Here is a 24,959-nt window from a genome sequence, read left to right as displayed (position 1 = left end):
GATGGATCAATCTTTATCTGTATGGATGTACAGTTTTTTCTTGTGGGAGCGAGCTTGCTCGCGATGGATTTGAAGGCGACGCATTTTTCCAAACGGTACGCGTCATCGTTCACCTCCATCGCGAGCAAGCTTGCTCCTACATTAATAGTTGAGGTTCACCACTGGCAGGTCCAGCTTCGCGTCGGGGTCGCGCCTGAGGATGGTCAGTAACACGGCGGTAATGACGTTTACGTCGTTGTCGAATCCTCCGTGGGATGTGTCTGCCTTGGTGCCTGCGCCATAGTTCATTTTGGGATCGTTGAAGATGTGCAGGGTTTTCGCGAATTCCTCCGGTAGCCCGCGGCCTGTCGCGGCAAAACCGGCTGGAATGGTGCTCCCCCAGTAAAACTGATTCCACTGTTCGGTCATGCTTTTCGCGGCGATGTTCCACTCGGACAGATCGGGGTCGCTGAAGTCCTGGAAGTCTTTATCCAGGGCTTTGGCCATGCCCAGCAGCGGCATGCGTTGCAGTTCTTCGTAGGCACGGGACACGAGATACAGCAGTGACTTGTGGTACACGTTGATGACGTTGTCGTCCTGTTCGCGGTTGTCGGACATCATGTGGATGTGGAAATCCTCGCGCTTGAGCCCACCGGCCTCGATGACTTTGCGGTAGGTCTGATTGGCGAAATCGAGGGTGCAGGCCGGGGCCATCAGCGTCGACGTTTCGATGGACAAACTTCTGGCCCACAACAGTTGAATCAAGTGGCCATTGATCAGCGAGCCCGCCGAATGACCGATCAGGTGCAACTCGACGTTGTTCTTGCCCATGTCGGCGACGAGTTGTTTCAGATTATCCGCCATTTCCACCAGCCCGCGCGGCGTGAAGCCTGCCACGGAGGCGGCGTCGGCGTTCTGCTTCATCTGGCTCCACTGATCGCCGCCGAGTTTCTTGGTTGCCAGCTCCACCGTGCGGTCCAGGCCTTCCAGGGCCTTGTCCTTGATGTTCTTCAACACATCGCTGAGGCTGCCGGCTTCGGGAAACAGTCCCGGCAGGGTGTCTTTAACGATGTCGGCGAACGTTTCCAGCGCGCCGGTGCGCCACGTGACGAACAGCGGGTAAAGGCTGTTTTCGAGGAAGTAGGGCGCCATCGCACAAATCCGGTTGATGGAGTCTTGCTCTGAATTGAGTCCGCCATGGGCATAGATGGCGATCCGCAACACCGCCGGTTTGCTGGCTGCCGGCAGCTTGTCGTACCAGGCGCGGGGGGACTCGTAGACGATACGCCTGACCCCGGCCTGGACGTTTTCCACGTCGGTGAGTCGGGGCCCGATGCTGCCGTTGTTTTCCATCACGATGGTCAGTCCATAGGCTTGGTCCATGGTCAACAGCGGCGGGCCTTTGCGATCGAGATCGGGGGCGCTGGCGGTGAACAGCGAGACACCTTCGCGCTTGGCGCTGGCGCTCGACAGCGCGTTGCGAAACGGCGATCGAGCATCGACCCTGGCGCGTGCCGACGGGCTATTCGAAAGCGCACCGTGTTCGATCGGCACGCCGAGAGCCACGGTCCAGGCGTCGGTGCCATTGGCCAGCCAGTCCTCGAACGTCAGGATGGCGAAACCTGAAAATCCCCAGTCGGTTGACCAGGAGTTCTGCACGATGAACCCCTGATAGGTGTAGCCGATCAAGGCAAACGCGTGACCGCCCTGAGGCTTTGCCGGCCATTTGATGACGGGAAGCACAGACATGCTCTTGAACACCACGGGCGGGCGTTTTTTGGCGTTGGGCTGCATCAGCGCCCACCCCTGATGCACATTGGCGGAAACGTACAACACGCCCGCTTCGTAGAGCGCCGCCATCATCGCGGTGACATCGTTTTTCTCGACACGGTAATAGACCCCCAGCGGTCGAGTCATCGCGTCAATCGCCCAATTCTCGGCCGGCGCTTCGAAATCCGGCACCGAACCGTCGGGTTTTACGGTATACGGCCACAGCGCCTGCGCGCAGACGCCATGCTTATGCCATCCCTTCAAGGCACCCCGGCAACTGGAGCCGGTGTAGTCTTCACCGGGCCATTCGTCATACAGCTTGGCCAAATGATAAAGCTGGCGCGGGCTGGTTTGTGTGGAGGCCCGGTCCCGTCGCCACAACAGATAGTTGACCACCGCCGCCAACCCGAACCCGGTGCACGCGCCTTCGTTGCCCTGGTAAAGCACCATGCCTTTAGCCAGGTAAGCCGAGAGCTCGGTCGCAATGTCTTTGTCGGCGGGCCAGGAGGGCGGCAGTGACTGGACGCGCGGGGTGAAAATGCGATCGCGTAGATCCAGGCGATCCGGACGGGCATCGAGGGTGATGAGCTTTTGATCGAGAGCGAACTGTGTGGCCGGCATGTAGGGTCCCTCAAGCTGTTGAGACTCGTCCCCCCCACGCCACGACTGCTCGACTGCCCAGTAGGGGTGTCACGGTGCTATTGATCGTAGACGATGTTTTACCCGGTTCGAGTGTTTCGCCCGTTTCCAGGAGAGTGGCAATCCCGTTCGGCTGCGAAACCGTCGTGATTGCGAATTCTGGGTTATACCTGACAGTCGTGGTCTCTGGTTTTGGGGCTGCGGCGCAGCCGTCGCGGGGAATGCAGGAGCGAGCTTGCTCGCGAAGGACGTTAACGATAACGCGTTCTTCATGAATAAACGCGTTGCTCTCAAGTCCTTCGCGAGCAAGCTCGCTCCTACAGGTTCATTAGCATCATGAGGAATGTATTCCATGAAAAGCTCCGGTCCTAGTCCTGTCATCACCATCGCCGAGCAGCCAGGCTGCCTGTTGGTGAAGTTTCACGGTATCCAGGTGGCCGCGTCTTCACGGGCGCTGGTGATGCTCGAGGCCAACTATCCGCCGGTGTATTACATTCCGCGGGAAGATATCGACGAAAAGTACTTTGCCATCACCGATCACACCAGTTATTGCCCCTACAAGGGCGATGCCACCTATTTCAGCTTGCAAGTCCCGGGGCATGAAGGCGCCAATGCGGTGTGGAGCTATGAAAAACCCAAAGTGTCGGTAGAGCAGATCAAAAAGTACATGGCGTTCTATCCCGATCAAGTGAAGTTTGAACTCCTCGACTCGGAGGTCTGACGCTCGCTTTTTCAGCCGATAACGAAGCTGCGGTTGTTATCGAACAGCCTCAACCAGCGTGGACTCATCAATCTGGCCAATCGAAGTCACACCGGTCAGGGTCATGGCCACGCGCATTTCCCTGGCGAAAATGTCCAGCATGTTTTCCACCCCGCGTTGGCCATCGGCGGCCAACGCGTAGGCCATCGAACGCCCCAGTAATACGCCTTTCGCGCCCAGCGCCAACATCCGCACCACATCAAGCCCCGAGCGGATTCCCGAGTCGACCAGCACTGTCAGATCATTACCCACCGCTTGCGTGATGGGCGGTAATGCCCGGGCCGTGGAGAGCACGCCGTCCAGCTGCCTGCCACCGTGGTTCGACACCACAATGCCATCCGCGCCAAAGCTGACCGCGTCTCTGGCATCTTGAGGGTCGAGAATGCCTTTGATGATCATCGGGCCTTTCCAGAAATCACGAATCCATTCCAGATCGCTCCAACTGATCGAAGGGTCGAAGTTATTGGCCAGCCAGCCCATGTAGTCTTCGAGCGTGACGGCCTTGCCGAGGTACTTCGATATGTTGCCCAGGTCATGTGGGCGCCCCATGACGCCGACATTGAATGCCCAGTCGGGTTTGGTCATGGCCTGAAAAATTCGCCGCGATGCCGCAAAAGGGCCGGACATGCCCGAGTGCGCATCCCTGTATCGGGCACCGGGGGTGGGCATGTCGACGGTAAACACCAGGTTCTTCACACCGGCGGCTTTCGCACGCTCCAGTGCATTTTTCATGAACCCTCTGTCCTTCAGCACATACAGCTGAAACCAGATGGATTGTTGGCTCTGGGTCGAGACTTCTTCGATCGAACACACCGAGACGGTTGAGAGGCAGAGGGGGATGCCTTTATTTTCCGCCGCTTTGACGGCCTGCACTTCGCCACGGCGGGCGAACATGCCGGTCAGGCCGACCGGCGCCAATATGATTGGCATTGAAAGGGGTTGATTGAAGAGGGTGGTTTCGAGGCTCAGGGTTTCGACGTTTTTTAGAATGCGCTGGCGTAGGCTGATTTCTGCCAGATCGGCGTTGTTGGCCCTTAGCGTGTGTTCTGCATAAGCTCCGCCATCAATGTATTCGAACAGGAAACGGGGGAGTTTGCGGCGTGCTGCCTCGCGGTAGTCGGATGCAGATGAAATGATCATGGTGCCTCGGTCTGGTGAGTGGCGGGGCTATGTATCAGGTCAGATTAGCGAAAACGGCCCGCTTTGCGATCATGCCGATCACTGTAGGAGCGAGCTTGCTCCGGGAACCCTGTGGGAGCGAGCCTGCTCGCGAAGAACGATGACGCGGTCTGTCTGTTAAACCGCGGTGTCTGCTTCGCGAGCAGGCTCGCTCCCACAGGGCGTTTGATATCAGTTGGTATGCAGATCCACATTCATGGTCTCACGCAAACAGATCAGCCCGACCACCAGGCTCACCCCGGTAATCACCACCGGGTACCAAAGCCCATAGAAAATGTCCCCGGTGTACACCACCAACGCAAAGGACACGGTCGGCAGGAACCCGCCAAACCAGCCGTTGCCAATGTGGTACGGAAGGGACATCGAGGTGTAGCGGATGCGGGTCGGGAACAGTTCGACCATCAGCGCCGCCAGCGGCCCGTAGCACATGGCGGAGATGATGATCAGCGCCACAATCAACGCGACAATCATCGGCTTGTTGATCTGCTGCACGTCGGCTTGTGACGGATACCCGGCCAATGTCACCGCTCCGCGCAGGGCCGCTTCGTCAAAGCCATCGAGTTTCACGTCGCCGACGCTGACCTGCACGCCGGCGCCCGCAGGTGCCGCCGCGCTGGAGTAGGGCAGGCCCTGTTTCACCAGGAAGGTTTTGACCTTGTCGCACGGGCTATCAAATTTAGCCTTGCCCACCGGGTCGAACTGGAAGGTGCACGTGGCCGGGTCGGCCATGACGGTGATCGGTGCCTGACGGCTCGCCTGGTCGATGGCCGGGTTGGCATAGTGAGCCAGGGTTTTGAAGATCGGGAAGTACAGCGCGGTGGCCAGCAGCAGGCCGATCATCAACACCGGTTTACGCCCGACCTTATCCGAGAGCCAGCCAAAAAAGATGAAGAACGGCGCGCCGATGATCACGCTGACGATCAGCAGGCTGTTGGCCAGGGCCGGGTCCATCTTCAGAAATTGCGTGAGGAAGAACAGCACATAGAATTGCGCCGCGTAAAACGTCACCGCTTGCCCGGCGTTGATGCTGAACAGGGCGATCAACACGACTTTGAGGTTTTCCCATTTACCGAAGGAGTCGCGCAGTGGCGATTTGCAGAGTTTGCCTTCCGCTTTCATTTTCACGAACGCGGGCGACTCGTGCAGGCTCAGGCGAATCCAGGTCGAGATGCCCAGCAGAATGATCGAAAACAGAAACGGAATCCGCCAGCCCCAGACTTCGAATTGGTCACCGGTGAAGTAGCGGCACCCGAGTACCACCAGCAGCGACAGCAGCAACCCGAGGGTCGCGGTGGACTGAATCCAGCTGGTGTGGAAGCCTCGTTTTCCGATCGGTGCGTGTTCCGCGACATACGTCGCAGCACCTCCGTACTCACCGCCCAGGGCCAGGCCCTGAAGCATGCGCAGCATCACGAGGATGATCGGCGCGGCGATGCCGATGCTGGCGTAGGTCGGCAATAATCCGACGCAGAACGTCGCCAGACCCATGAGGATGATGGTCGCGAGGAAGGTGTATTTACGCCCGATCATGTCCCCCAATCGACCGAATACCAACGCGCCGAATGGCCTGACGATGAAGCCGGCGGCGAAGGCCATCAGCGCAAAAATGAACGCGGTGGTGTCGTTGACCCCGGCAAAAAACTGTTTGCTGATCACCGCGGCGAGCGCGCCATAGAGGAAGAAGTCGTACCACTCGAATACCGTCCCGAGTGACGAAGCGAAGATGACTTTTTGCGTGTCTTGGCTGGTGCCCGCGCTGCGCACGGCTTCCATAGGCTGAACATGTTCTGACATAGCGTTATCCCTCACAGTGATTGTTTTTGTTGTTCCACTGTCGGCGCCGGCCTTTTGGGTTGGCGCCGCTACTTCGATGTATCGGGGGGGACTCGTTACCTTTACCTGTAGGAGTGAGCTTGCTCGCGATGGTGTGTCAGCTACATAGGTGTCGACTGACACACCATCGCGAGCAAGCTCGCTCCTACAGTATCCGGGTCCGTGTTCAAGTGTGGGTGACCAGTTCCTTTTGCCCGGTGATGATTCTTGTATTGGGGTTGAGGATGAGTTGCGCGGCTTTTTCGGCAATCATCAACGTAGGCGAACAGGTGTTGCCCGAGGTGATGCGCGGCATGATCGAGGCATCGGCGATGCGCAGGCCGGGGATGCCGTGGACGTTGAGTTGCGCATCGACCACGGCGTCCGCGTCAGGGCCCATGCGGCAGGTGCCGACTGGATGAAAAATCGTGGTGCCGATCCGCGCGGCGGCTTCGTGCAGTTGTTCCTCGCTTTGCAGGCTGTCACCGGGCAGGTATTCCACCGGTTTGAAGGCTTGCAGGGCCGGCGCGGCAACGATGCGGCGGGTCAGGCGAATCGCGTCGGCAGCGACGCGCAAGTCTTCTGGATGGCTCAAATAGTTGGGCTGGATAAGGGGTGCCGCTTGTGGATCGGCACTGCGGATTTCCACTCGACCCCGACTGTGCGGCCTTAGATCACAGACCGATGCAGTGAAGGCAGGGAAGGGGTGCAGCGGCTCGCCGAACCGTTCGAGGGACAAGGGCTGCACGTGATACTCCAGGTTCGCCGAGGTCTGCTCCGGCCCCGAGCGGGCAAAGGCACCGAGCTGACTGGGTGCCATGGACAGCGGCCCGCTGCGGTCATAAAGGTAACGCAGGCCCATGCCCATCTTGCCCCACAGGCTGTTGGCGATCTGGTTCAGGGTGCGGGCGTTTTCGAGCTTGTAGATCAGGCGCAGTTGCAGGTGATCCTGCAGGTTGCCACCCACCCCTGGCAGTTCATGAACCACGCCGATTCCGAGTTTTTCCAGCAGCGGGCGAGGGCCGATGCCGGAGCGTTGGAGGATAGTGGGTGAACCGACGGAGCCTGCGCAAAGGACGATTTCCTTGCGCGCCTTGAAGGATTTCGCCTGGCCTTGCCAGCGTGTGGTGACCGCTGAGGCGCGGCCATTTTCCAGCAGTACGCGGTCGACTTCGACGTCGGTCAACACGGTGAGATTGGCACGGTGGCGGATGGGCTTGAGAAACGCCTTGGCCGCATTCCAGCGAATTCCGGCTTTCTGATTGACCTGAAAGTAGCCACACCCTTCATTGTCGCCCAGGTTGAAGTCATCGATGCTGGCGATGCCACTTTGTTCGGCTGCGCTGCGAAAGGCATCCAGTATCGGCCACGACAGACGCTGGCGCTCGATCCGCCATTCGCCGGCAGCACCGTGAAACGCCGACTCGCCGGCAAAATGATTTTCGCTTTGTTTAAACAGCGGCAGAACGTCTTGCCAGCTCCAACCGGGATTTCCATCGGCGGCCCAACCGTCGTAGTCGCCGGCCTGGCCGCGCATGTAGATCATGCCGTTGATTGAGGAACAACCGCCCAGCACTTTACCGCGCGGGTAGCTTAGGGCGCGACCTTGCAGGCCAGGTTGTGCTTCGGTCTTGAAGCACCAGTCGGTGCGTGGGTTGCCGATGCAGAACAGGTAACCCACGGGGATGTGAATCCACGCGTAGTTGTCCCGACCGCCGGCTTCGAGCAGCAGCACCCGATGTTGCGGGTTGGCCGACAGCCGATTGGCCAGCAAACAGCCTGCCGGCCCGGCGCCGACCACGATGTAGTCGTATTCATCCAGAGAAGTCTGCATCCCTGACCTCGTCTTGTTGTTCTTGTTGTCGGTCATCCTAGTTGTTAGCTTTCGTTAAAAGAATGTTAGTTTTTACGCAGCTGCTGTGCGTTTTTAAACAGCGCAGCCCTAAGGACGATTCATGTTTGACTGGAATGACCTGCGGTTTTTTCTCGAACTACAGCGGAGCGGGCGTTTGCTGACGGCTGCCCGCCGTTTAAATACGACCCACGCCACCGTGGCCCGGCACATCGAGGCCATTGAAAAGAGCCTCGGCACCGCGCTGTTTGTTCAGCATGCCCAAGGCTACGAACTGACCCCGGCCGGTGATGCGCTGCTCAAACACGCCGAAGCCATGGAAAACGTCGCGCTGCTGGCTCAAGAGGAAATCACCCAATCGAGTGCGCCACTGGGCAAGATCCGCGTGGGTGTGACTGAGGGGCTGGGCATCATGTTCCTCGCCAGTCGCATGAATGGCTTGTTCGAGCGCTATCCGGGGCTGGAGGTTGAACTGGTGGCGGTGCCGCGCTTTGTCAGCATCCTCAACCGCGAAGCCGAGATCAGTATCCACCTCGAACGCCCGGCGGCCGATATGCTGGTCACCCGAAAACTGACTGACTATCGCCTGGCGCTCTACGCCAGCCAGGCCTATCTGGATCGCTCGCCACCGCTGCGCAGCCGTGAAGACCTTGGTCGTCATGCCTGGATCGGTTACGTCGACGACTTGCTGTTCAGCCAGGAGCTGATGTTCCTCAACAGCTTTTGTCGCAATCCGCAGGTGGTTTTCCATAGCACTAGCGTCATCGCCCAGCAACAGGCCGCGCGTTCAGGGTTGGGGATTGCGGTGTTGCCGTGCTACATGGCCAGTGCGGATCCGGAGTTGGTGCCGCTGTTGCCGGATGAAAGTATTCAGCGCAGCTACTGGATCAGCACGCGCCGCGAACTGCACAAGTCGGTGCGGTTGCGGGTGCTTTGGGATTATGTGGTGGAGTTGTGTGAGCGGGAGCAGGGGTTGTTGTTGAACGCCAGTGCTGTTTAGGGGGGGGCATATCCGTTTTTGAGGTGACGGCGGCTGGCGGTTTCGCCCTTACGGCGAGTCCCTTTTTCAAGCGCCGGAGTGCCGGCCCGGCAAAAAGGAACCAAAAGGCGTTGCCCCTCCATTCGGTGCCTCGCTAAGGCTCGGCATGCCATAACGAAGGCATTGCTCCGGGGGCGGCTAACCCGGCATCCTTGCCGCGGTGCCCCCTGCGCAACGCCTGCGTTCGGCCTCGGGCCAGGGTCGACACCTACGCCCAAACGAGGTGGCGACCGCGCCGATCCTCGATAACTTGTTCCAGCCGCCTTTTATCCAGTAACCCGTGATTGCCGGGCAGCGTCGGAACCAAACTCTGTGTACCCTGATCCAACCTCGGCCCGCAGCGACCTGCGGGCTGGCGAAGGATAAACGGGCAATGGATTTTTGCCGTTTGAAGTGGTGACCGAAACGGTCTGGCCCAAGGCAAAACATGAAACAGTTGTTCAAGGTTCTCTCGGCGATCGCCATTGCAGCCAGTCTGCTGGGCTGCATCGCGGCCCCCATCGAAATGACACCGCAGACCGAACAGCGTCTGCGCGCACAACCACCGATCCGCTTTCTGCTGACCTTCGATGACGGTCCCAGCGCATCGAGTTTCTGGAATCCGACCGAAACCGTGCTCGATAGCCTGGCGCGTAATCCGCTGCAGCCGGACATCAAAGCCGTGTTCTTCGTGCAGACCCGTGCAACGCGAGCCGGTGGCAGTGAGATAGGACGCGAGGTCATGCACCATGAGCGGGACGCCGGGCACATTCTGGGCTTTCATACCGCCACGCCTTCGCACACCAACCATCGCTCTCTCGACCCACAGGAACTTGAACAAGCACTCACCGATGGCAGTGCCGACATCGCCGCGATCACCGGCGCACCACCGACGCTGCTACGCCCGCCATTCTGGAGTTACGACAAGCGTACCTTCGCCGCTTATCAGCAACATGGCTTGCATATGTTGTTGACCGACTTGAGCGCCAATGACGGCAAGATCTGGGGTTTTAACGCCAGCCCCCGGCGGCGGGCTCACTTCCTGCGCTCAATGTCCGAAGTGCGCGAGCGCATTGCGTTGGGAGAGCTTCCGGTGGTGGACGGAGTGATTCCGGTGGTGGTGACCTTTCACGACCTCAATCGCTATACCGCCCGGCACACCCGCGAGTACCTGCAAATCCTGCTCGACAGTGCGCAGGCGGCAGGCGTGAAAACCGCAGAACAACCGTTTTACGACGACACCGCCGCACTGCAACGGGCGGCGATGGCGCGAACAGTGCGCGACAGCTCTCAGCCGGTTGAATTGCCGGGGATCTGGAATTGGATCTGGAAAGGTAATTCCAGTGAATAACAGTTCGAAGTGAGAGGCAGCTAACAATTTTTCTGGCGCAGAAACGGCAAAGTGCATCTATCCTGAGTGGATCCAATCCGATCAGCTGCGGACAGAGGCGCCGGCCATGGTTCCCATCTCAGTCCTTTGCAACATCGTCGAGTCCGGTTTCATGCCGTTGTCCTGCGAATGCACGGAGAGCGGCGGGTTGCTGCAAATCACGGTTTATGAGCCCAGCAGCAGGCGAATCGAGCTGTTGATTCGCGGGGTCTCGACCGAACATCTGGACAGCGTGCGCGCCATCTCCGATTTCATTGGTGAGTTGCGCACCGAGATAAGCGCGGGGCGCCGGGCGTTTGCCGGCTGAGGCACCAGGATGTCAGAGACGATCACCGAAACGGTGGCAAGGCAATAAGCGCCCTCGCCACAGGGCTCTCTCTTTAAGTGTCCGGCGTCGATGCCCGCTCCTGCGGTTGCAACACCTCGATCACCTTCAAACAATGATTCAACCCCGGTGAAACATCGCCCACCCGCCGACTGAGAATGATCGGCGAGGTTGCGTTTTCTTCCAGCAGCGGCGTGAAGCCGATGTCGTCGCGGTGCAGCAATTGCACCGAGGCCGGCACCAGGGTGACGCCGATTCCAGCCCCCACCAGACCGATGGCTGTTTGCAGCTCGTTAGTCCATTGCGCCACGTGGATGCTCACGCCATAGGACTCGAACAGTGCAATAACATGGTCGGCGTAACTGGGTCGCGGGTTGCCGGGGTACAGCACAAAGGGTTCCTTCGCCAGTTCGCGAAGGCTGATGGGGCCGGCCAGCAGTGGATGGCCAGCGGGCAGGGCGGCAACCAGCCGATCTTCGGTCAAGACGGTCTGGATGATCGCCGGGTCGTCGATACGGATTCGGCCGAAGCCGATATCGATCCGCCCGGCCTTCAGCGCCTGCACCTGTTGCAAGGTGGTCATTTCAGAGAGCCCTAACTCGAGCTCCAGCGTCTCCCGTCCGCGCAAGCGGCGAATCAGCTCCGGCAACACGCCGTAGAGTGTCGATGGCGCAAAACCGATGCCCAGCCAGGTCTTTTCGCCCAGTCCGATCCGTCGCGTGTTGTCGCACACCTTACCCAGCTGTTCGAGCAGGGCGGTGGAGTGTTCATGGAAAAACCGCCCGGCGTCAGTCAACTTTAACGGCCGCCCACGCTCCAGCAGCAACACGCCCAGTTCATCTTCCAGCTGCTGGATCTGCCGGCTCAAGGGTGGTTGGGCGATATGCAACAGTTCGGCAGCGCGGGTGAAGTTGAGGGTTTGAGCCAGCACCTGAAAATACCGCAGGTGACGCAATTCCATGGGGCCTCCAATCGTCAATCGGTTGCATACCTTTAAGGTATCAAGCCAGACCAATTCTATATTGGCTTCGGAAAAAAAGCCGTACCAGAATCGGTGCCAGAACTTTAAGAACCTGACGGGTATCGACATGCTTGCAACAGCCATTGAATCGATCGAGACAATCATCGTCGATTTGCCGACCATCCGCCCGCACAAGCTGGCGATGCACACCATGCAGAATCAGACGCTGGTGGTCATTCGCGTGCGTTGCGCCGATGGCATCGAAGGGATTGGCGAGTCGACCACTATTGGTGGTCTGTCCTATGGCAATGAAAGCCCGGACAGCATCAAGACCAACATCGATAAACACTTCGCGCCGCTGCTGGTCGGTGAGGACAGCGGCAACGTGAATGCCGCGATGTTGAGGCTGGAACGCAGCATTCGCGGCAACACATTTGCCAAATCAGGTATCGAAACCGCATTGCTCGACGCCCAGGGCAAACGCCTTGGCCTGCCGGTCAGCGAATTGCTGGGCGGCCGGGTTCGCGATGCGTTGCCGGTGGCGTGGACCCTGGCCAGTGGCGACACTGCCAAGGACATCGCCGAAGCGGAAAAAATGCTCGACCTGCGTCGCCACCGGATCTTCAAACTGAAAATCGGTGCCGGCGAAGTCAACCGCGACCTGGCCCACGTCATTGCCATCAAAAAAGCCCTGGGCGATCGCGCCAGCGTGCGGGTCGATGTCAATCAGGCCTGGGACGAGGCGGTCGCGTTGCGCGCCTGCCGGATTCTCGGCAGCAACGGCATTGACCTGATCGAACAACCGATCTCGCGCAATAACCGTTCGGGCATGGTGCGCCTGAATGCCATGAGCCCGGCGCCGATCATGGCCGATGAATCCATCGAATGTGTGGAAGATGCGTTCAATCTGGCCCGCGAAGGCGCGGCGTCGGTATTCGCCCTGAAGATCGCCAAGAATGGCGGCCCGCGAGCGGTGCTGCGGACCGCCGCCATTGCCGAAGCGGCCGGTATCGGCCTGTATGGCGGCACCATGCTGGAAGGCGGCATCGGCACACTGGCCTCGGCCCATGCCTTTGTCACCCTGAATAAACTGGCCTGGGACACCGAGTTGTTCGGCCCCTTGCTGCTGACCGAAGACATACTCAGCGAGCCGCTGGTCTATCGCGATTTCGAACTGCACGTTCCCGGGACGCCGGGCCTGGGTCTGAGCCTGGACGAAGAGCGCCTGGCGTTTTTCCGTCGCGACAAGACATCCACTGCCATTCATCAAGCCTGAGGAGAGCATTATGCTGTTCCACGTAAAAATGACCGTGAACCTGCCGGTCGACATGAATCCAGAAGCGGCCGCCAAGCTGAAGGCTGACGAGAAAGCGCTGGCCCAGCGACTGCAAGACCAAGGCAAATGGCGTCACCTGTGGCGCATCGCGGGGCTCTATGCCAATTACAGCGTATTCGATGTCGACAGCGTTCAAGAGCTACACGACTTGCTGATGCAATTGCCGCTGTACCCATACATGGCGATCGAAGTCACCGCGATGTGCCGGCATCCTTCTTCCATCCGTGACGACGACCGCTGAACCTGCCTGTTCAGTTTGCCAAGTTAATAATTACAAGATGAGGAACCACCATGAACGTCAAGATTTCCCACACTGCCAGTGCCCAGAAATTTCTCGAAGAGGCCAGCGGCCTGCACAATGACGCCGGCAACCCACGCGCCAAAGCCTTGATCTACCGCATTTTGCGTGACTCGGTGAACATCATCGAAGACCTGGCCGTGACGCCGGAAGAATTCTGGAAAGCCGTCAACTACCTCAACGTACTGGGCGCGCGTCAGGAGGCTGGTTTGCTGGTGGCCGGGCTCGGTCTGGAGCATTACCTCGACCTGCTGATGGACGCCGAAGACGAGCAGGCCGGCAAGTCCGGTGGCACACCGCGGACCATCGAAGGGCCGTTGTATGTGGCGGGCGCACCGCTGTCGAACTTCGAAGCGCGCCTCGATGACGGCCTCGATCCGGGCGTGGTGCTGTTCATGCAGGGCCAGGTCAAGAACACCGCCGGCGAACCGTTGGCCGGCGCCGTCGTAGACGTCTGGCACGCCAATACAGGCGGCACCTATTCTTATTTCGATACCGCGCAATCGGAGTTCAATTTGCGTCGGCGCATCGTCACCGATGCCGAGGGCCGTTACCGTTTCCGCAGCATCGTGCCGTCGGGCTACGGTTGCCCTCCGGACGGTCCGACCCAGCAACTGCTCGATCAACTGGGCCGTCATGGTCAGCGACCAGCGCACGTGCACTTCTTTATTTCCGCGCCGGACCATCGTCACCTGACCACCCAGATCAACCTCGATGGCGACCAGTACCTGCACGACGATTTCGCCTACGCCACCCGTGACGAGCTGATCGCCAAAATCACCTTCAGCGATGATCAGGAACGCGCAAAGGCGCACGGCGTCAGCGGTCGCTTTGCCGAAATCGAATTCGATTTCACCTTGCAGTCGTCTGCGCAACCTGAGGAACAACAACGACTTGAGCGAGTTCGCGCGCTTGAAGACTGATAGCGCGATGTGAGCCACCCTGTGTGCGAGCCTGCTCGCGAAAGCGGAGTGTCAGTCAACGTTGATGTTGAAGCTGATGCCCTCTTCGCGAGCAGGCTCGCTCCCACCGTTAATTTGTCGTACACAATTGCAATGTTCGCGAAGAGGCCAGAATGCTCCACAGGTCAGCCCACTGACACACCGCTGCAAGTACTGCCTTAGAATGGCCCGATGTAATCGATAACAACAATGAGAGTGACCCGATGATGCACGCGCAACTGTTGAGTCAGCGCAGCAGAGTGTTCGACCACGCCGACCCCTATGCGGTGTCGGGGTACGTCAATCAACACGTCGGTAACCATTGCATCCTGATGCCCAGGACCGATCGGCCGCTGGCCAGCCTCGACCACCGCAAGTTCGCCAGTCTTGACCTGTGCCGCATCAGTTACGGCGCCAGCGTGCGGGTGACCTCGGGCGCACTGGAGAGCATTTATCACCTGCAGGTGCTGCTGCGCGGCAACTGCCTGTGGCGTGGCCACGACGAGGAACATTACTTCGCTCCGGGCGAGTTGCTGCTGATCAATCCCGACGATCCCGTGGACCTGACCTATTCCGAGGATTGCGAAAAATTCATCCTCAAAGTTCCGACTCACCTGCTGGAGTCGGTGTGCGACGAACAGCGTTGGCGGTATCCGGGGCAGGGTGTGCGGTTCCTGGAGAACCGTTATCAACTCAATGAGTTGGAAGGTTTCGTCAATCTGCTGGCGATGATTTGCCAGGAAGCCGAGGCCACCGAGCAGATCCCCAGGGTTCAGGAGCATTACGCGCAGATCATCGTCAGCAAGATGCTCAGCCTGATGAAGACCAATGTCAGCCGGGTCTGCCTCGGCTCACCGGCCGCCACGTTCGAGGTGATCGCCGATTACATCGCGCGCAACCTCAAGCAGGACATCGACAGCGAAGAATTGGCGCGTCAGGCGCGGATGAGCCTGCGCTCGCTGTATGGATTGTTCGAGCGCAACGCTGGCGCTACACCGAAAAACTACATCCGGCAGAAGCGGCTGGAGCGTATTAACGCCTGCCTGAGCGACCCGACCTGCAACGTGCGCAATGTCACGGAAGTGGCGATGGATTACGGCTTCCTGCATTTGGGAAGGTTCTCCGACAGCTATCGCAAGCAGTTCGGCGAATTACCCTCCGACACCCTCAAGCGCCGGCATTGAAATCCCCCTGTAGGAGCGAGCTCGCTCGCGATGGACGTGAACGATAACGCGTGCTTTCTGAATCAACGCGGCGCTTTCAAGTCCATCGCGAGCGAGCGCTCCTACAGGGTACTCTGCAGAAAACGGATACAGGTCTGCACCCATCGGATAGTCCGCCCCATCCTCCCGTCCTAGCATGGCCTTGCCTGATAAAAACAATGGAGGCGGCGGCCATGTCCCTGCGACCCGAATACCTGCACTCCCTGCTTGAAGACAATCCAGAGCAGGGCATCTATCGCTGCAAACGCGAGATGTTCACTGACCCCCGGTTGTTCGATCTCGAGATGGAACACATCTTCGAAGGCAACTGGCTGTACCTGGCCCACGAAAGCCAGATCCCCAACATCAATGATTTCTACACCACCACCATGGGGCGCCAGTCGGTCTTTATCGCGCGCAACAAGGACGGTGTGCTCAATGCGTTTATCAATGCCTGCAGTCACCGTGGCGCGACGCTGTGCCGGCACAAGTCCGGCAACAAGAGCTCTTACACGTGCCCATTCCACGGCTGGACCTTCAACAATTCCGGCAAGTTGCTCAAGGTCAAGGACCCGGCAGCGGCTGGCTACCCGGCAAGTTTCAACTGCGAAGGCTCCCATGACCTGACCAAAGTCGCGCGTTTCGAGTCCTATCGTGGCTTCTTGTTCGGCAGCCTCAAGGCCGACGTAGTGCCGCTGGCAGAGCACCTGGGCGAGTCGGCGAAAATCATCGACATGATCGTCGACCAGTCCGCCGATGGCCTGGAAGTGCTGCGCGGTTCCTCCAGCTACATCTACGAGGGCAACTGGAAACTCACCGCCGAAAACGGTGCCGACGGCTATCACGTCAGCTCGGTGCACTGGAACTACGCCGCCACCCAGAACCAGCGTAAACAACGCGAGGCCGGCGACACCAATCCGACCATGAGCGCTGGCAGTTGGGCCAAGCAGGGCGGTGGTTTCTATTCCTTCGACAAGGGCCACATGCTGCTCTGGACCCGTTGGGCCAACCCCGAAGACCGTCCGCTGTACGAGCGTCGCGATGAGTTGGCCCAGGACGTCGGCCAGGCTCGCGCCGACTGGATGATCGAGAATTCGCGCAACCTGTGCCTGTACCCGAACGTGTACCTGATGGATCAGTTCAGCTCGCAGATTCGCATTGCGCGGCCGATTTCGGTCAACCGCACCGAAATCACCATTTATTGCGTCGCCCCCAAAGGCGAAAGCGACACCGCACGGTCGAGCCGGATTCGTCAGTACGAAGACTTTTTCAACGTCAGTGGCATGGCCACGCCGGACGATCTGGAAGAGTTTCGCTCCTGCCAGACCAGCTATCAGGGCAGTGTCACGACGTGGAACGACATGTCCCGTGGCGCCGAACACTGGATCGAAGGCGCCGATGATGCGGCCAAGGAAATCGACCTGCATCCGCTGCTCAGCGGTTTACGCACCGAAGACGAAGGCCTGTTTGTGCTGCAACACAAGTATTGGCAGCAGACGATGCTCAAGGCGTTGGCCGCTGAACAGTCCGAATTGATTGCAGTGGAGGCCGTGCAATGACCATCACCTACGACGCCGTGCGCGATTTTCTCTACCGCGAAGCACGCTACCTCGATGACCGGCAATGGGACGACTGGCTGGAGTTGTACGCCCCGGACGCGACGTTCTGGATGCCATCCTGGGACGACAACGACGAGCTGACCGAAGACCCTCAGCGCGAAATCTCGTTGATCTGGTACGGCAATCGCACCGGCCTTGAGGACCGCATTTTCCGCATCAAGACCGAACGCTCCAGCGCGAGCATTCCAGACACCCGCACCTCGCACAACATCAGCAACATCGAGCTGCTCGACCAGGCTGATGGGCTGTGCCGCGTGCGCTTCAACTGGCACACCTTGAGTTTTCGCTACAAGACCGTCGACAGCTATTTCGGCAGCAGTTTCTACACCCTCGATATGCGTGGCGAAAACCCGCTGATCAAGGCCAAGAAAGTGATCCTGAAGAACGACTACGTTCGTCAGGTCATCGATGTTTACCACCTCTGAGGCGGCCGTCATGACTCATTCCATTGCGTTCAATTTCGAAGACGGCGTCACCCGATTCATCGACGCCAATGTGGGCGAAACCGTGGCCGATGCCGCCTATCGCCAGGGCATCAATATTCCGCTGGACTGCCGCGACGGTGCTTGCGGCACGTGCAAGTGTTTCGCCGAAGCCGGGCGTTACGATCTGGGCGAGGAGTACATCGAAGACGCGCTGACGGCCGACGAGGCCGAGCAGGGTTTTGTCCTGACCTGCCAGATGCGCGCCCAGAGCGATTGCGTGGTGCGGGTGCCGGCCTCTTCACAGGTTTGTCGCACGCAACAGGCCAGCTATGACGCGACCATCAGCGCCGTGCGCCAGTTGTCCGACAGCACCATCGCGCTGTCGATCAAGGGTGAGGCGCTGAGCAAACTGGCGTTCCTGCCGGGGCAATACGTGAACCTGGGGGTTCCCGGCAGCGAACAAACGCGCGCTTACTCGTTCAGTTCATTGCAGCGTGATGGCGAGGTCAGCTTCCTGATTCGTAACGTGCCCGGTGGCTTGATGAGCAGTTTCCTCACCGGCATGGCCAAGGCCGGCGACAGCATGAGCCTGGCCGGGCCGTTGGGCAGCTTCTATCTGCGCGACATCCGGCGACCGTTGTTGCTGCTGGCCGGTGGTACAGGGCTGGCGCCGTTTACCGCGATGCTGGAAAAAATCGCCGAACATGGCAGTGAGCACCCGCTGCATCTGATTTACGGCGTGACTCACGATTTCGACCTGGTGGAACTCGACCGACTGGAAGCGCTCGCCGTACGAATTCCGAACTTCAGCTTCAGTGCCTGCGTGGCCAGCCCCGACAGTCAGCACCCGCTCAAGGGCTACGTGACCCAGCACATCGAGCCCAGGCATTTGAACGATGGCGACGTCGATGTCTACCTGTGCGGCCCGCCGCCAATGGTCGAGGCGGTCAGCCAGTTCATTCGCGACCAAGGCATTGCGCCGGCGAATTTCTACTACGAAAAGTTTGCCGCCAGCGCGGCTTGAGCATTTTCGCGGCAACACATTTTGTAGCAGCTGGCGAAGCCTGCGTTCGGCTGCGCAGCAGTCGTGAGATTAAACAATGCGGTTCATCAGGAACACCGTGCAGTCAGGTTTTACGACTGCTGCGCAGCCGAACGCGGGCTTCGCCAGCTGCTACAGATCCCGTTTTCCGCGAAAGCGATATTTGCAACGAGGAATGTATGAACAGATTTCACGATAAAGTCGCGCTGATCACCGGTGCAGCGCAAGGCATCGGTCGGCGCGTCGCCGAACGCATGGCGGCTGAGGGTGCGCAATTGATCCTGGTCGACCGTTCCGAGCTGGTGTTCGAGGTGCAAAAGGAGTTGGGACAGGGCAGCCAGGTGCTCGCCCTGACCGCCGACCTTGAGCAATACGACGAATGCAGCCGCGTGATGCACGCCGCTGTCGAACGTTTCGGTCGTCTGGATGTGCTGGTCAACAACGTCGGCGGGACCATTTGGGCCAAGCCGTTCGAGCATTACGAGGCGCAGCAGATCGAAGCCGAAGTCCGCCGCTCGCTGTTCCCGACATTATGGTGCTGCCACGCGGCGCTGCCGTTCATGCTTGCGCAGGGGAGTGGTGCAATCGTCAACGTTTCTTCGATTGCCACGCGCAGTGTCAATCGCGTGCCATACGGCGCGGCGAAGGGCGGAGTCAATGCGCTGACCGCTTGCCTTGCGTTCGAAACGGCCGGGCGTGGGGTTCGGGTCAACGCCACTGCGCCGGGCGGCACCGAAGCGCCGCCACGGGTGATTCCGCGCAACAGCGCCGAACAAAGTGCAGAGGAAAAGGTGTGGTATCAGCAGATTGTCGACCAGACCCTCGACAGCAGCTTGATGAAACGCTACGGCACGCTGGATGAGCAGGCAGGCGCTATTCTGTTTCTGGCCAGCGACGACGCGTCTTACATCACCGGCATGGTCATGCCGGTGGGCGGCGGCGATCAGGGCTGACACCACCATCCACTGACGGAGTCCTCGTGACGAGCGACAAACCCTGGCCACGGCGTAGAAAATCTTACAGGCGACGCTGGAATGCCTTGACGATTCTGAGCGTGGCTTCGCTGGTGCTCAGGTTTTGAACGGTGTCCAGCGGATGCCAGATGCAATCGAAGATTTCATTTTGTGGCCGAAGCGCATCAAAGTTCACCACAAAAGCTTCGTAAACATGATGCCGGGTGCCGCCCGTTTCCAACTCCATCAGGTACAGCATGCTGTCAGCGTCGAGACCCGTTTCTTCCTGAAGTTCACGCATGGCGGCGCCCCGCGTGGTTTCACCGCGCTCGACTTTTCCGCCGGGCAACATCCAACGACACCGTAGTTTGCGCACCAGGAGAATATGGCGGTCCTGCTCACAAATGACCGTTGCGCGTACTTTCATGCGTTACCTGATCTAGCTGTCATAAACCAGTTATAAAAATGCAGTATTTAGGCCGATGTGGCTGCTTTTCAAGGGTTGGAGCGAGGTGGGTGACGAAAAGTGCAATTGGATGCTGGAATATTGGCGTGACATCTGGTTGGCACCTCGGTAAAGGTCAGGTGTAAGGTAGGCACGTCAATAGCGGATATCACTGCCGAAAAGGAGGTGACTATGAGCGTTCCGGTTCTGAACAAAATGCACATGAACGGTTATGACGTACTCAGCGTCAACAACGGCCCTTGGCGAGTTTGCACCAAAGGTGACCGACTTGGCGCTTTTGCTAGCCGGGAGGAAGCACTGGCGTATGCGGCGGCACTTCCTGCCTATAGAGCAAGGGCGCGATCGCCGGTCAGTCAGAAGTCAGAGTGACCGTGGGTTTGAAGGTCTGGGATGGAGGGCATATCCGTTTTTTGGTAGCGGCGGTACCGCGGCATCCTTGCCGCGGTACCTCCTGCGCAACGCCTGCGTTCGGCCTCTGGGAAAGGGGTGGCAGATCTGAAGATCAACAGCTTCGCGAGCAGGCTCGCTCCTACAGGGGTTGTGTCAGTCGACGTCGACGTAGCTGATAGATCATCGCGAGCAAGCTCGCTCCTACAGTGGGGCGGGGTACCGCTTTTGATTCTCAGGGGCAAGAACCCTTTGGTTACTTTGGGCTGGACCGGCATATCGAGGTTTTCATTCGAAACATTAATACCCACCACCGCCGGTAGTGTGGGAAGGTTCCCTGGCCCTTTGCTGTACCGCGCTCCATTCCGCACAGGTCATGAAGCTTTTATGATCGACCTTGCCCCGATTATTGAAACTGACATTGAAGGTCTGCTGATGTCCGGCCTGCACCAGTTTGTAGTCAAAGCACGAACCCGGCTCAACGGTGCGATCGGTGATCGATAAAGGCTGGCCGCCAATCTGCTGGACTTGCTCCTTGCTCATGCCGTTCTCGACCTTGGCGACCAGCGGCTGATCTCCATAGAGACGTGATTCAGTGCTGCAACCACCCAACGCTGTCAGTACGACGATCAGCGCGCAAAGAGGCTTGTTCATAGCCTCCCTCCCGCTATTGAGCTTTCGTTCGAGTTATGGCCTTGGCCTTGATTTCTTCGGCGTAGCCCGCCAATCGCTCTTCATCTCCCTGAAACAGTTCGCATAGACGGGTTGCGGCCTGGGCATCGACCTCATTTCCGGCCTGGCGCAACTGCTCAGCTATGCGCAAAAGCTCCACCGCCGACCACCGCAGATCCGACGCTACGCCTTGCAGGTCGCGCCGAAGTTCTTGTTCAGATTCGTTAAGCCACATGATGACCTCCTGCCAGTCTTCACTACAAAATAGTAGTCCCATTTAGACGGCGGGGCGGTTGTGTTCGTCTGATACAGCGAGATTGCCTTTTGTCGGGAATATGAAGGCAAATCATCAGACTTGCTGTCGAAGAGGGAATGATTCTTCGCTAGGGTGAGGCAGCCAAATGACGACTACCGATGATTTTAGGGATCATGCTCATAAGCTGATGGTTGATTTGGACGCGGCCACCACGGAAATGATGAAACTGATTTCCGCTCATCAGCTGAGCGGCCCGGAATGGGAGCGGGTCACTCGATGGCAGCATGAAGCGTATGAACGATGGATGACCTATCTGAACAAGCGGTCCTATCCGGATCCGGGCGATAACAAGGCCGTCCCCTGAAATGTGTGTGCAGCGGATGGATGTCTGGACGCCGACGCGTTACATTTCCATTTTTCAGGATAAGGAAGCGTCATGCGGATGTTACTAGGGGGAGTTGGGTTGGCGCTGCTAGCGGGTTGTTCATTGCCCGCGTCCCTGGTGCCAGGTGAGCCAAATGTCAGCAAGTACAGTAACAAGACACCAAAAGACTATGCCGCGTGCGTTCTGCCCGCCTGGCAGAAGGAAATCCCCAAAACGGCTCAAATTTCCATTTCCAACGGCTACAGAATCACCGCGCCCAGCATCATCACGGCGGATGAAATTGTCGACATCGTGAAGTACAAGGATGGCAGCCATATATCGCTGTATCAGGGGCCGCCCTGGGCAAAATCAGCAGCGATGCGCAAGGTCGTGCGGGACTGTTTGTAGGATCGATCGGAGGTAGCATTGTTTTGGGAATAGCGTTTTCTTCTGTGGTTTGCCTTAGAAATAGTGTGGATATTTAAGGGGTTAGAAGATTTAGTAACTGAATGGTGAATTCAAAACATCTTGTTACAAGGCGAAATATTACGTAATATTCGCCCCGCGTTCACCACCACGGTTTATGCATTTTTAAATCCTAGGCGTCCATCAGCTGCCTGGGATTTTTTTTTGCCTGAAATTCAGCATTGCTATCGCAATCCCTATCGCGAAATGATCCCGTGATCGATGGCGTATTTGACCAGGGCTGCGGGTTTGTCGATGTTGAGTTTGCGGCGAATGCTCAGGCGATGGGTTTCTACCGTACGAACACTGATATCCAGCTCGCGCGCCATTTCCTTGTTGTTCAACCCTTGCGCCATTTTGTACAGCACCTGGCTTTCTCGAGGTGTCAGCTCGTTGTCGGTGCTTTTATCGGCAATCAGCCGCTGGGCGATTTCGGCACTGTAGAACGTCCCGCCGCTGGCAATGGCTTCAATCGCGGCAATGATTTCCCGCGACGGAGAGTTTTTCAATACATAGCCGCTGGCCCCCGCGCGAACGGATTCACTCACGTATTCATTGTTGTCGTACATGCTCAGCATCAGCACCTTGAGCGACGGGTACTGGCTGCGTAATACGCGGGTCAGCTCGAGCCCGTTCATGTCCCGCAGGCTAATGTCGACCAACAACAGATCGGGCTGGCAACGCCCGACCATCTCAATCGCATCGGCACCATTTTCGGCTTCGCCCACCACTTCCAAAGGGGTCATGACAGCGAGCAGGGCTTTGATCCCGTCACGAACCAGGGCGTGATCGTCGACCAGGGCGACGCGGATCGGGTAGGGCAGGTTCATCGAAGGCATTCACTCTTGTTGTTAGGGGCGAATCAGCGTTTTGTGCCGGGTATTTTCATCGGCAGTAAAACGTCCAGCTCACTTCTTCCGGGCGTCGAGATCAGGTCGAATCGTCCACCAAAATGCTCGACGCGTTCACGAATATTACGCAGGCCGATGCCCGAGTGACGACGTTCGACCTGGGTGACATTAAAACCGATGCCGTCATCGATCACCGTCAGCCTTACCGACTCTTCACAGCCGTGCAGGGTAATGGAGACATTTTTCGCCTGGGCGTGCCGTTCGATATTGGTCAGTCCTTCTTGCACGATGCGAAACAGCGAGACCGCCGCGCCATCGACCAGATGACAGTCGAACTCATTGTCGTTGTAGGTCACGGTGAGCCCGCTGCGCTGCTCGAATTCTGCCGCGAGTTGACCGATGGCCGCGGGCAGGCCCAGGGTGTCGAGCAGCGACGAGCGCAAGTCATGAGAAAGGCTGCGAACTTCACCAATCGCATCGCCCAGACGCTCGGTGGCCTCTCTTAAAATGCCCAGGCCCTTGTCTTGTCCATTCTCCAACACATGACTGGCAAGTTCGAACTGAAACTTGATCGAGACCAGCACCTGGCTGATGCCATCGTGCAACTCGCGGGACACACGCGATCGTTCTTCTTCCTGCAAGCTGACGATACGCTGGGTCAGGCGCTGCAATTTTTTGTCGGCCAGGCGATGCTCGCTGACGTTCAGCGTCATGCCGCTGGCGAAGACAAACAGGACTGCGACGAGGGCTACCACGGCAATCGCCATCATGGTTGTGTGGATGCCCTGAGCTACCTCGGCGCGCGCCTGTTGCGTAGCGCGCTCAACGTCCTCAAGGTAAATGCCGGTGCCGAGCATCCAGCCCCAACGATCCAGCATCACCACGTAGGCGAGCTTGTCGGTGACCTCGCCGGAGGAGGGTTTTTTCCAGGCGTAGCGTTGAAAGCCTTCGCCGGATTCGGCAGTTTTCAATAAGGCCTGGATCACTGGCAGGCCGTGCGGGTCCTTCATGTCCCACAGGTATTGGCCCACCAGCTCTGACTGTCGCGCGTGCATCAGGCTGCGGCCTTCGCGGTCATAGACGAAGAAGTAGCCGTTGATGCCGAAGCTGAGTTTGCGCAGCTCCTCCAGCACTTGCTGCTGGGCGTGAGCGTCACCGTGGCCGTCGTCGTACAGCGGCGCGATCAGGCTTTGCGCCATTTCCACGTAGTTTTTAAGTTCGGCGCGTTTGCTGGCCAGAATGCTGTCTTCGATCAGTTGCGCCTGTTGATCACCGAGTTGACGGTTCAGGGAAATCACCAGTGCACAAATGACCGCGATTGCCAGCACCAGCGGCAGAATTCCGAGCGCGACGATTTTGTGTTTGAGTTGCATCTCTGCTCCTGACCGAGGGAAGGTGAATACCCGGAACTGTAGGAGCGAGCTAGCTCGCGATGGTCGTTAACGAAGACGTGTGTTCACTGGACGTACGCGTCGTTCCGAAGTCCATCGCGAGCAAGCTCGCTCCTACAAGGCGAAGGCCCGGCATCATATGCCAAAGATTCGCGCGTCCAGTAGCGGTGCCGGACAGAGTGACAAGCCATCTACGTAGAACTACGTAGGCGTCGCGTACGTAGTAACGCGGATTTATTTGTAGACGCCATGCGGGGATATTGGGCCAGCTCCGCACAGCGGACACAATTATAAAAATTACCGCCGCAGCCACTGTCTGTCGGCAGGAGACACGCTATGCCCCGTCTGGCTAAACACCTCGCCTGGTTTGCCGTGGCTGTCCTCGGAGCGTTTGCGCTAAGTGTCGTGGCCCTGCGCCGCGGCGAAGCGATCAACGCCCTCTGGATCGTAGTCGCAGCAGTCGCTATCTATCTGGTTGCCTATCGCTACTACAGCCTGTTCATCGCCACCAGGGTGATGCAACTCGACCCCAATCGAGCCACCCCCGCCGTGCTCAACAATGACGGTCTGGACTACGTACCGACCAACAAACACGTACTCTTCGGT

At 58.5% G+C, this 24,959-nt stretch carries 26 protein-coding genes; 16 read left to right on the top strand and 10 right to left on the bottom strand.

Features of this window, described 5'->3' with window-relative positions; genetic code table 11:
- Nucleotides 1–141: 141 nt before the first annotated feature.
- Nucleotides 142–2,370 (bottom strand): C1 family peptidase, encoded by a 2,229-nt coding sequence (locus ACM6IR_RS16910; RefSeq protein ID WP_414908760.1) that lies wholly within the window; start codon nt 2,368–2,370, stop codon nt 142–144.
- A 370-nt stretch (nt 2,371–2,740) separates the two neighbouring features.
- On the opposite strand from ACM6IR_RS16910, the gene ACM6IR_RS16905 reads away from it, so the two are divergent.
- The gene (locus ACM6IR_RS16905) at nt 2,741–3,109 is read left to right on the top strand and encodes a DUF427 domain-containing protein (protein WP_414908759.1); all 369 of its coding nucleotides are present in this window, start codon (nt 2,741–2,743) and stop codon (nt 3,107–3,109) included.
- Nucleotides 3,110–3,145: 36 nt separating this feature from the next.
- On the opposite strand, the gene lldD is transcribed toward ACM6IR_RS16905, so the two are convergent.
- From lldD to ACM6IR_RS16890, 3 genes are all read right to left on the bottom strand, one after another.
- Nucleotides 3,146–4,288: an FMN-dependent L-lactate dehydrogenase LldD gene (lldD, locus tag ACM6IR_RS16900; RefSeq protein WP_414908758.1), complete on the bottom strand. Its 1,143-nt coding sequence runs from the start codon at nt 4,286–4,288 to the stop codon at nt 3,146–3,148.
- Between the two features lie 210 nt (nt 4,289–4,498).
- Nucleotides 4,499–6,121: an MFS transporter gene (locus ACM6IR_RS16895; protein WP_414908757.1), complete on the bottom strand. Its 1,623-nt coding sequence runs from the start codon at nt 6,119–6,121 to the stop codon at nt 4,499–4,501.
- Nucleotides 6,122–6,326: 205 nt separating this feature from the next.
- A complete protein-coding gene (locus ACM6IR_RS16890) occupies nt 6,327–7,973 on the bottom strand; it encodes a GMC family oxidoreductase (protein ID WP_414908756.1) in 1,647 nt (548 codons plus the stop codon).
- A 121-nt stretch (nt 7,974–8,094) separates the two neighbouring features.
- Between ACM6IR_RS16890 and ACM6IR_RS16885 the strand changes: the two genes are divergently transcribed.
- The 3 genes from ACM6IR_RS16885 to ACM6IR_RS16875 all read left to right on the top strand — a co-directional run bounded on the left by ACM6IR_RS16885 (nt 8,095) and on the right by ACM6IR_RS16875 (nt 10,706).
- Nucleotides 8,095–8,991, top strand: a complete 897-nt coding sequence (locus ACM6IR_RS16885; protein ID WP_414908755.1) for a LysR family transcriptional regulator — start codon at nt 8,095–8,097, stop codon at nt 8,989–8,991.
- Between the two features lie 466 nt (nt 8,992–9,457).
- Entirely contained in the window at nt 9,458–10,360 is a 903-nt protein-coding gene (locus ACM6IR_RS16880; RefSeq protein WP_414908754.1) for a polysaccharide deacetylase family protein, read from the top strand.
- 106 nt (nt 10,361–10,466) lie between these two features.
- Nucleotides 10,467–10,706 (top strand): DUF1652 domain-containing protein, encoded by a 240-nt coding sequence (locus tag ACM6IR_RS16875; protein WP_414908753.1) that lies wholly within the window; start codon nt 10,467–10,469, stop codon nt 10,704–10,706.
- Between the two features lie 73 nt (nt 10,707–10,779).
- Here ACM6IR_RS16875 and ACM6IR_RS16870 read toward each other — a convergent pair whose 3' ends face one another.
- A complete protein-coding gene (locus ACM6IR_RS16870) occupies nt 10,780–11,685 on the bottom strand; it encodes a LysR family transcriptional regulator (RefSeq protein ID WP_414908752.1) in 906 nt (301 codons plus the stop codon).
- A gap of 127 nt (nt 11,686–11,812) precedes the next feature.
- Between ACM6IR_RS16870 and ACM6IR_RS16865 the strand changes: the two genes are divergently transcribed.
- The 8 genes from ACM6IR_RS16865 to ACM6IR_RS16830 all read left to right on the top strand — a co-directional run bounded on the left by ACM6IR_RS16865 (nt 11,813) and on the right by ACM6IR_RS16830 (nt 19,501).
- On the top strand, nt 11,813–12,961 hold the full coding sequence (locus ACM6IR_RS16865; protein WP_414908751.1) for a muconate cycloisomerase family protein: 1,149 nt from the start codon (nt 11,813–11,815) through the stop codon (nt 12,959–12,961).
- A gap of 10 nt (nt 12,962–12,971) precedes the next feature.
- Complete coding sequence (gene catC / locus ACM6IR_RS16860) at nt 12,972–13,262, top strand: muconolactone Delta-isomerase (protein ID WP_414908750.1); 291 nt, start codon at nt 12,972–12,974, stop codon at nt 13,260–13,262.
- Between the two features lie 50 nt (nt 13,263–13,312).
- The gene (gene catA, locus ACM6IR_RS16855; protein ID WP_414908749.1) at nt 13,313–14,242 is read left to right on the top strand and encodes a catechol 1,2-dioxygenase; all 930 of its coding nucleotides are present in this window, start codon (nt 13,313–13,315) and stop codon (nt 14,240–14,242) included.
- A gap of 242 nt (nt 14,243–14,484) precedes the next feature.
- Nucleotides 14,485–15,444 carry an AraC family transcriptional regulator gene (locus ACM6IR_RS16850; RefSeq protein WP_414908748.1) on the top strand — a complete coding sequence of 320 codons (960 nt, stop codon included), beginning with the start codon at nt 14,485–14,487 and terminating at the stop codon, nt 15,442–15,444.
- Between the two features lie 212 nt (nt 15,445–15,656).
- Nucleotides 15,657–17,021: a benzoate 1,2-dioxygenase large subunit gene (gene benA / locus ACM6IR_RS16845; RefSeq protein WP_414908747.1), complete on the top strand. Its 1,365-nt coding sequence runs from the start codon at nt 15,657–15,659 to the stop codon at nt 17,019–17,021.
- The gene (gene benB / locus ACM6IR_RS16840; RefSeq protein ID WP_414908746.1) at nt 17,018–17,506 is read left to right on the top strand and encodes a benzoate 1,2-dioxygenase small subunit; all 489 of its coding nucleotides are present in this window, start codon (nt 17,018–17,020) and stop codon (nt 17,504–17,506) included. Before benA ends, benB begins: the two co-directional genes overlap by 4 nt.
- A 10-nt stretch (nt 17,507–17,516) precedes the next feature.
- Complete coding sequence (benC, locus tag ACM6IR_RS16835; RefSeq protein WP_414908745.1) at nt 17,517–18,530, top strand: benzoate 1,2-dioxygenase electron transfer component BenC; 1,014 nt, start codon at nt 17,517–17,519, stop codon at nt 18,528–18,530.
- 197 nt (nt 18,531–18,727) lie between these two features.
- Nucleotides 18,728–19,501, top strand: coding sequence for a 1,6-dihydroxycyclohexa-2,4-diene-1-carboxylate dehydrogenase (locus ACM6IR_RS16830; protein WP_414908744.1), 774 nt, complete (start codon nt 18,728–18,730; stop codon nt 19,499–19,501).
- 64 nt (nt 19,502–19,565) lie between these two features.
- On the opposite strand, the gene ACM6IR_RS16825 is transcribed toward ACM6IR_RS16830, so the two are convergent.
- Complete coding sequence (locus ACM6IR_RS16825; RefSeq protein ID WP_414908743.1) at nt 19,566–19,928, bottom strand: NUDIX hydrolase; 363 nt, start codon at nt 19,926–19,928, stop codon at nt 19,566–19,568.
- A gap of 210 nt (nt 19,929–20,138) precedes the next feature.
- Between ACM6IR_RS16825 and ACM6IR_RS16820 the strand changes: the two genes are divergently transcribed.
- Complete coding sequence (locus ACM6IR_RS16820; protein ID WP_414908742.1) at nt 20,139–20,336, top strand: DUF2188 domain-containing protein; 198 nt, start codon at nt 20,139–20,141, stop codon at nt 20,334–20,336.
- 318 nt (nt 20,337–20,654) lie between these two features.
- On the opposite strand, the gene osmE is transcribed toward ACM6IR_RS16820, so the two are convergent.
- The gene (gene osmE / locus ACM6IR_RS16815) at nt 20,655–21,008 is read right to left on the bottom strand and encodes an osmotically-inducible lipoprotein OsmE (protein ID WP_414908741.1); all 354 of its coding nucleotides are present in this window, start codon (nt 21,006–21,008) and stop codon (nt 20,655–20,657) included.
- A 13-nt stretch (nt 21,009–21,021) separates the two neighbouring features.
- Nucleotides 21,022–21,261, bottom strand: a complete 240-nt coding sequence (locus ACM6IR_RS16810; RefSeq protein ID WP_414908740.1) for a hypothetical protein — start codon at nt 21,259–21,261, stop codon at nt 21,022–21,024.
- Between the two features lie 166 nt (nt 21,262–21,427).
- Between ACM6IR_RS16810 and ACM6IR_RS16805 the strand changes: the two genes are divergently transcribed.
- Together ACM6IR_RS16805 and ACM6IR_RS16800 are read left to right on the top strand one after the other, a co-directional pair.
- Nucleotides 21,428–21,646 (top strand): hypothetical protein, encoded by a 219-nt coding sequence (locus ACM6IR_RS16805; RefSeq protein WP_414908739.1) that lies wholly within the window; start codon nt 21,428–21,430, stop codon nt 21,644–21,646.
- Between the two features lie 72 nt (nt 21,647–21,718).
- Nucleotides 21,719–22,054: a hypothetical protein gene (locus ACM6IR_RS16800; protein ID WP_414908738.1), complete on the top strand. Its 336-nt coding sequence runs from the start codon at nt 21,719–21,721 to the stop codon at nt 22,052–22,054.
- Nucleotides 22,055–22,308: 254 nt separating this feature from the next.
- Here ACM6IR_RS16800 and ACM6IR_RS16795 read toward each other — a convergent pair whose 3' ends face one another.
- Complete coding sequence (locus tag ACM6IR_RS16795; protein WP_414908737.1) at nt 22,309–22,941, bottom strand: response regulator; 633 nt, start codon at nt 22,939–22,941, stop codon at nt 22,309–22,311.
- 32 nt (nt 22,942–22,973) lie between these two features.
- Nucleotides 22,974–24,335: a cache domain-containing protein gene (locus ACM6IR_RS16790; RefSeq protein ID WP_414908736.1), complete on the bottom strand. Its 1,362-nt coding sequence runs from the start codon at nt 24,333–24,335 to the stop codon at nt 22,974–22,976.
- Between the two features lie 354 nt (nt 24,336–24,689).
- Here ACM6IR_RS16790 and ACM6IR_RS16785 point away from each other — a divergent pair.
- Nucleotides 24,690–24,959 (top strand): carbon starvation CstA family protein (locus tag ACM6IR_RS16785; RefSeq protein WP_414908735.1); only part of this gene is annotated, 270 nt, incomplete at its 3' end.

This window comes from Pseudomonas sp. IT-P253, from assembly GCF_949768125.1.
GTDB lineage: Bacteria > Pseudomonadota > Gammaproteobacteria > Pseudomonadales > Pseudomonadaceae > Aquipseudomonas.
The sequence above is the reverse complement of the archived record's forward strand: the minus strand, read 5'-3'. Positions and strand labels throughout refer to the sequence as shown.

Coding starts and splice junctions, on each gene's coding strand:
- ACM6IR_RS16910 (WP_414908760.1), bottom strand. CDS start 2,370: ATGCCGGCCACACAGTTCGCTCTCGATCAAAAGCTCATCACCCTCGAT.
- ACM6IR_RS16905 (WP_414908759.1), top strand. CDS start 2,741: ATGAAAAGCTCCGGTCCTAGTCCTGTCATCACCATCGCCGAGCAGCCA.
- lldD (WP_414908758.1), bottom strand. CDS start 4,288: ATGATCATTTCATCTGCATCCGACTACCGCGAGGCAGCACGCCGCAAA.
- ACM6IR_RS16895 (WP_414908757.1), bottom strand. CDS start 6,121: ATGTCAGAACATGTTCAGCCTATGGAAGCCGTGCGCAGCGCGGGCACC.
- ACM6IR_RS16890 (WP_414908756.1), bottom strand. CDS start 7,973: ATGCAGACTTCTCTGGATGAATACGACTACATCGTGGTCGGCGCCGGG.
- ACM6IR_RS16885 (WP_414908755.1), top strand. CDS start 8,095: ATGTTTGACTGGAATGACCTGCGGTTTTTTCTCGAACTACAGCGGAGC.
- ACM6IR_RS16880 (WP_414908754.1), top strand. CDS start 9,458: ATGAAACAGTTGTTCAAGGTTCTCTCGGCGATCGCCATTGCAGCCAGT.
- ACM6IR_RS16875 (WP_414908753.1), top strand. CDS start 10,467: ATGGTTCCCATCTCAGTCCTTTGCAACATCGTCGAGTCCGGTTTCATG.
- ACM6IR_RS16870 (WP_414908752.1), bottom strand. CDS start 11,685: ATGGAATTGCGTCACCTGCGGTATTTTCAGGTGCTGGCTCAAACCCTC.
- ACM6IR_RS16865 (WP_414908751.1), top strand. CDS start 11,813: ATGCTTGCAACAGCCATTGAATCGATCGAGACAATCATCGTCGATTTG.
- catC (WP_414908750.1), top strand. CDS start 12,972: ATGCTGTTCCACGTAAAAATGACCGTGAACCTGCCGGTCGACATGAAT.
- catA (WP_414908749.1), top strand. CDS start 13,313: ATGAACGTCAAGATTTCCCACACTGCCAGTGCCCAGAAATTTCTCGAA.
- ACM6IR_RS16850 (WP_414908748.1), top strand. CDS start 14,485: ATGATGCACGCGCAACTGTTGAGTCAGCGCAGCAGAGTGTTCGACCAC.
- benA (WP_414908747.1), top strand. CDS start 15,657: ATGTCCCTGCGACCCGAATACCTGCACTCCCTGCTTGAAGACAATCCA.
- benB (WP_414908746.1), top strand. CDS start 17,018: ATGACCATCACCTACGACGCCGTGCGCGATTTTCTCTACCGCGAAGCA.
- benC (WP_414908745.1), top strand. CDS start 17,517: ATGACTCATTCCATTGCGTTCAATTTCGAAGACGGCGTCACCCGATTC.
- ACM6IR_RS16830 (WP_414908744.1), top strand. CDS start 18,728: ATGAACAGATTTCACGATAAAGTCGCGCTGATCACCGGTGCAGCGCAA.
- ACM6IR_RS16825 (WP_414908743.1), bottom strand. CDS start 19,928: ATGAAAGTACGCGCAACGGTCATTTGTGAGCAGGACCGCCATATTCTC.
- ACM6IR_RS16820 (WP_414908742.1), top strand. CDS start 20,139: ATGAGCGTTCCGGTTCTGAACAAAATGCACATGAACGGTTATGACGTA.
- osmE (WP_414908741.1), bottom strand. CDS start 21,008: ATGAACAAGCCTCTTTGCGCGCTGATCGTCGTACTGACAGCGTTGGGT.
- ACM6IR_RS16810 (WP_414908740.1), bottom strand. CDS start 21,261: ATGTGGCTTAACGAATCTGAACAAGAACTTCGGCGCGACCTGCAAGGC.
- ACM6IR_RS16805 (WP_414908739.1), top strand. CDS start 21,428: ATGACGACTACCGATGATTTTAGGGATCATGCTCATAAGCTGATGGTT.
- ACM6IR_RS16800 (WP_414908738.1), top strand. CDS start 21,719: ATGCGGATGTTACTAGGGGGAGTTGGGTTGGCGCTGCTAGCGGGTTGT.
- ACM6IR_RS16795 (WP_414908737.1), bottom strand. CDS start 22,941: ATGAACCTGCCCTACCCGATCCGCGTCGCCCTGGTCGACGATCACGCC.
- ACM6IR_RS16790 (WP_414908736.1), bottom strand. CDS start 24,335: ATGCAACTCAAACACAAAATCGTCGCGCTCGGAATTCTGCCGCTGGTG.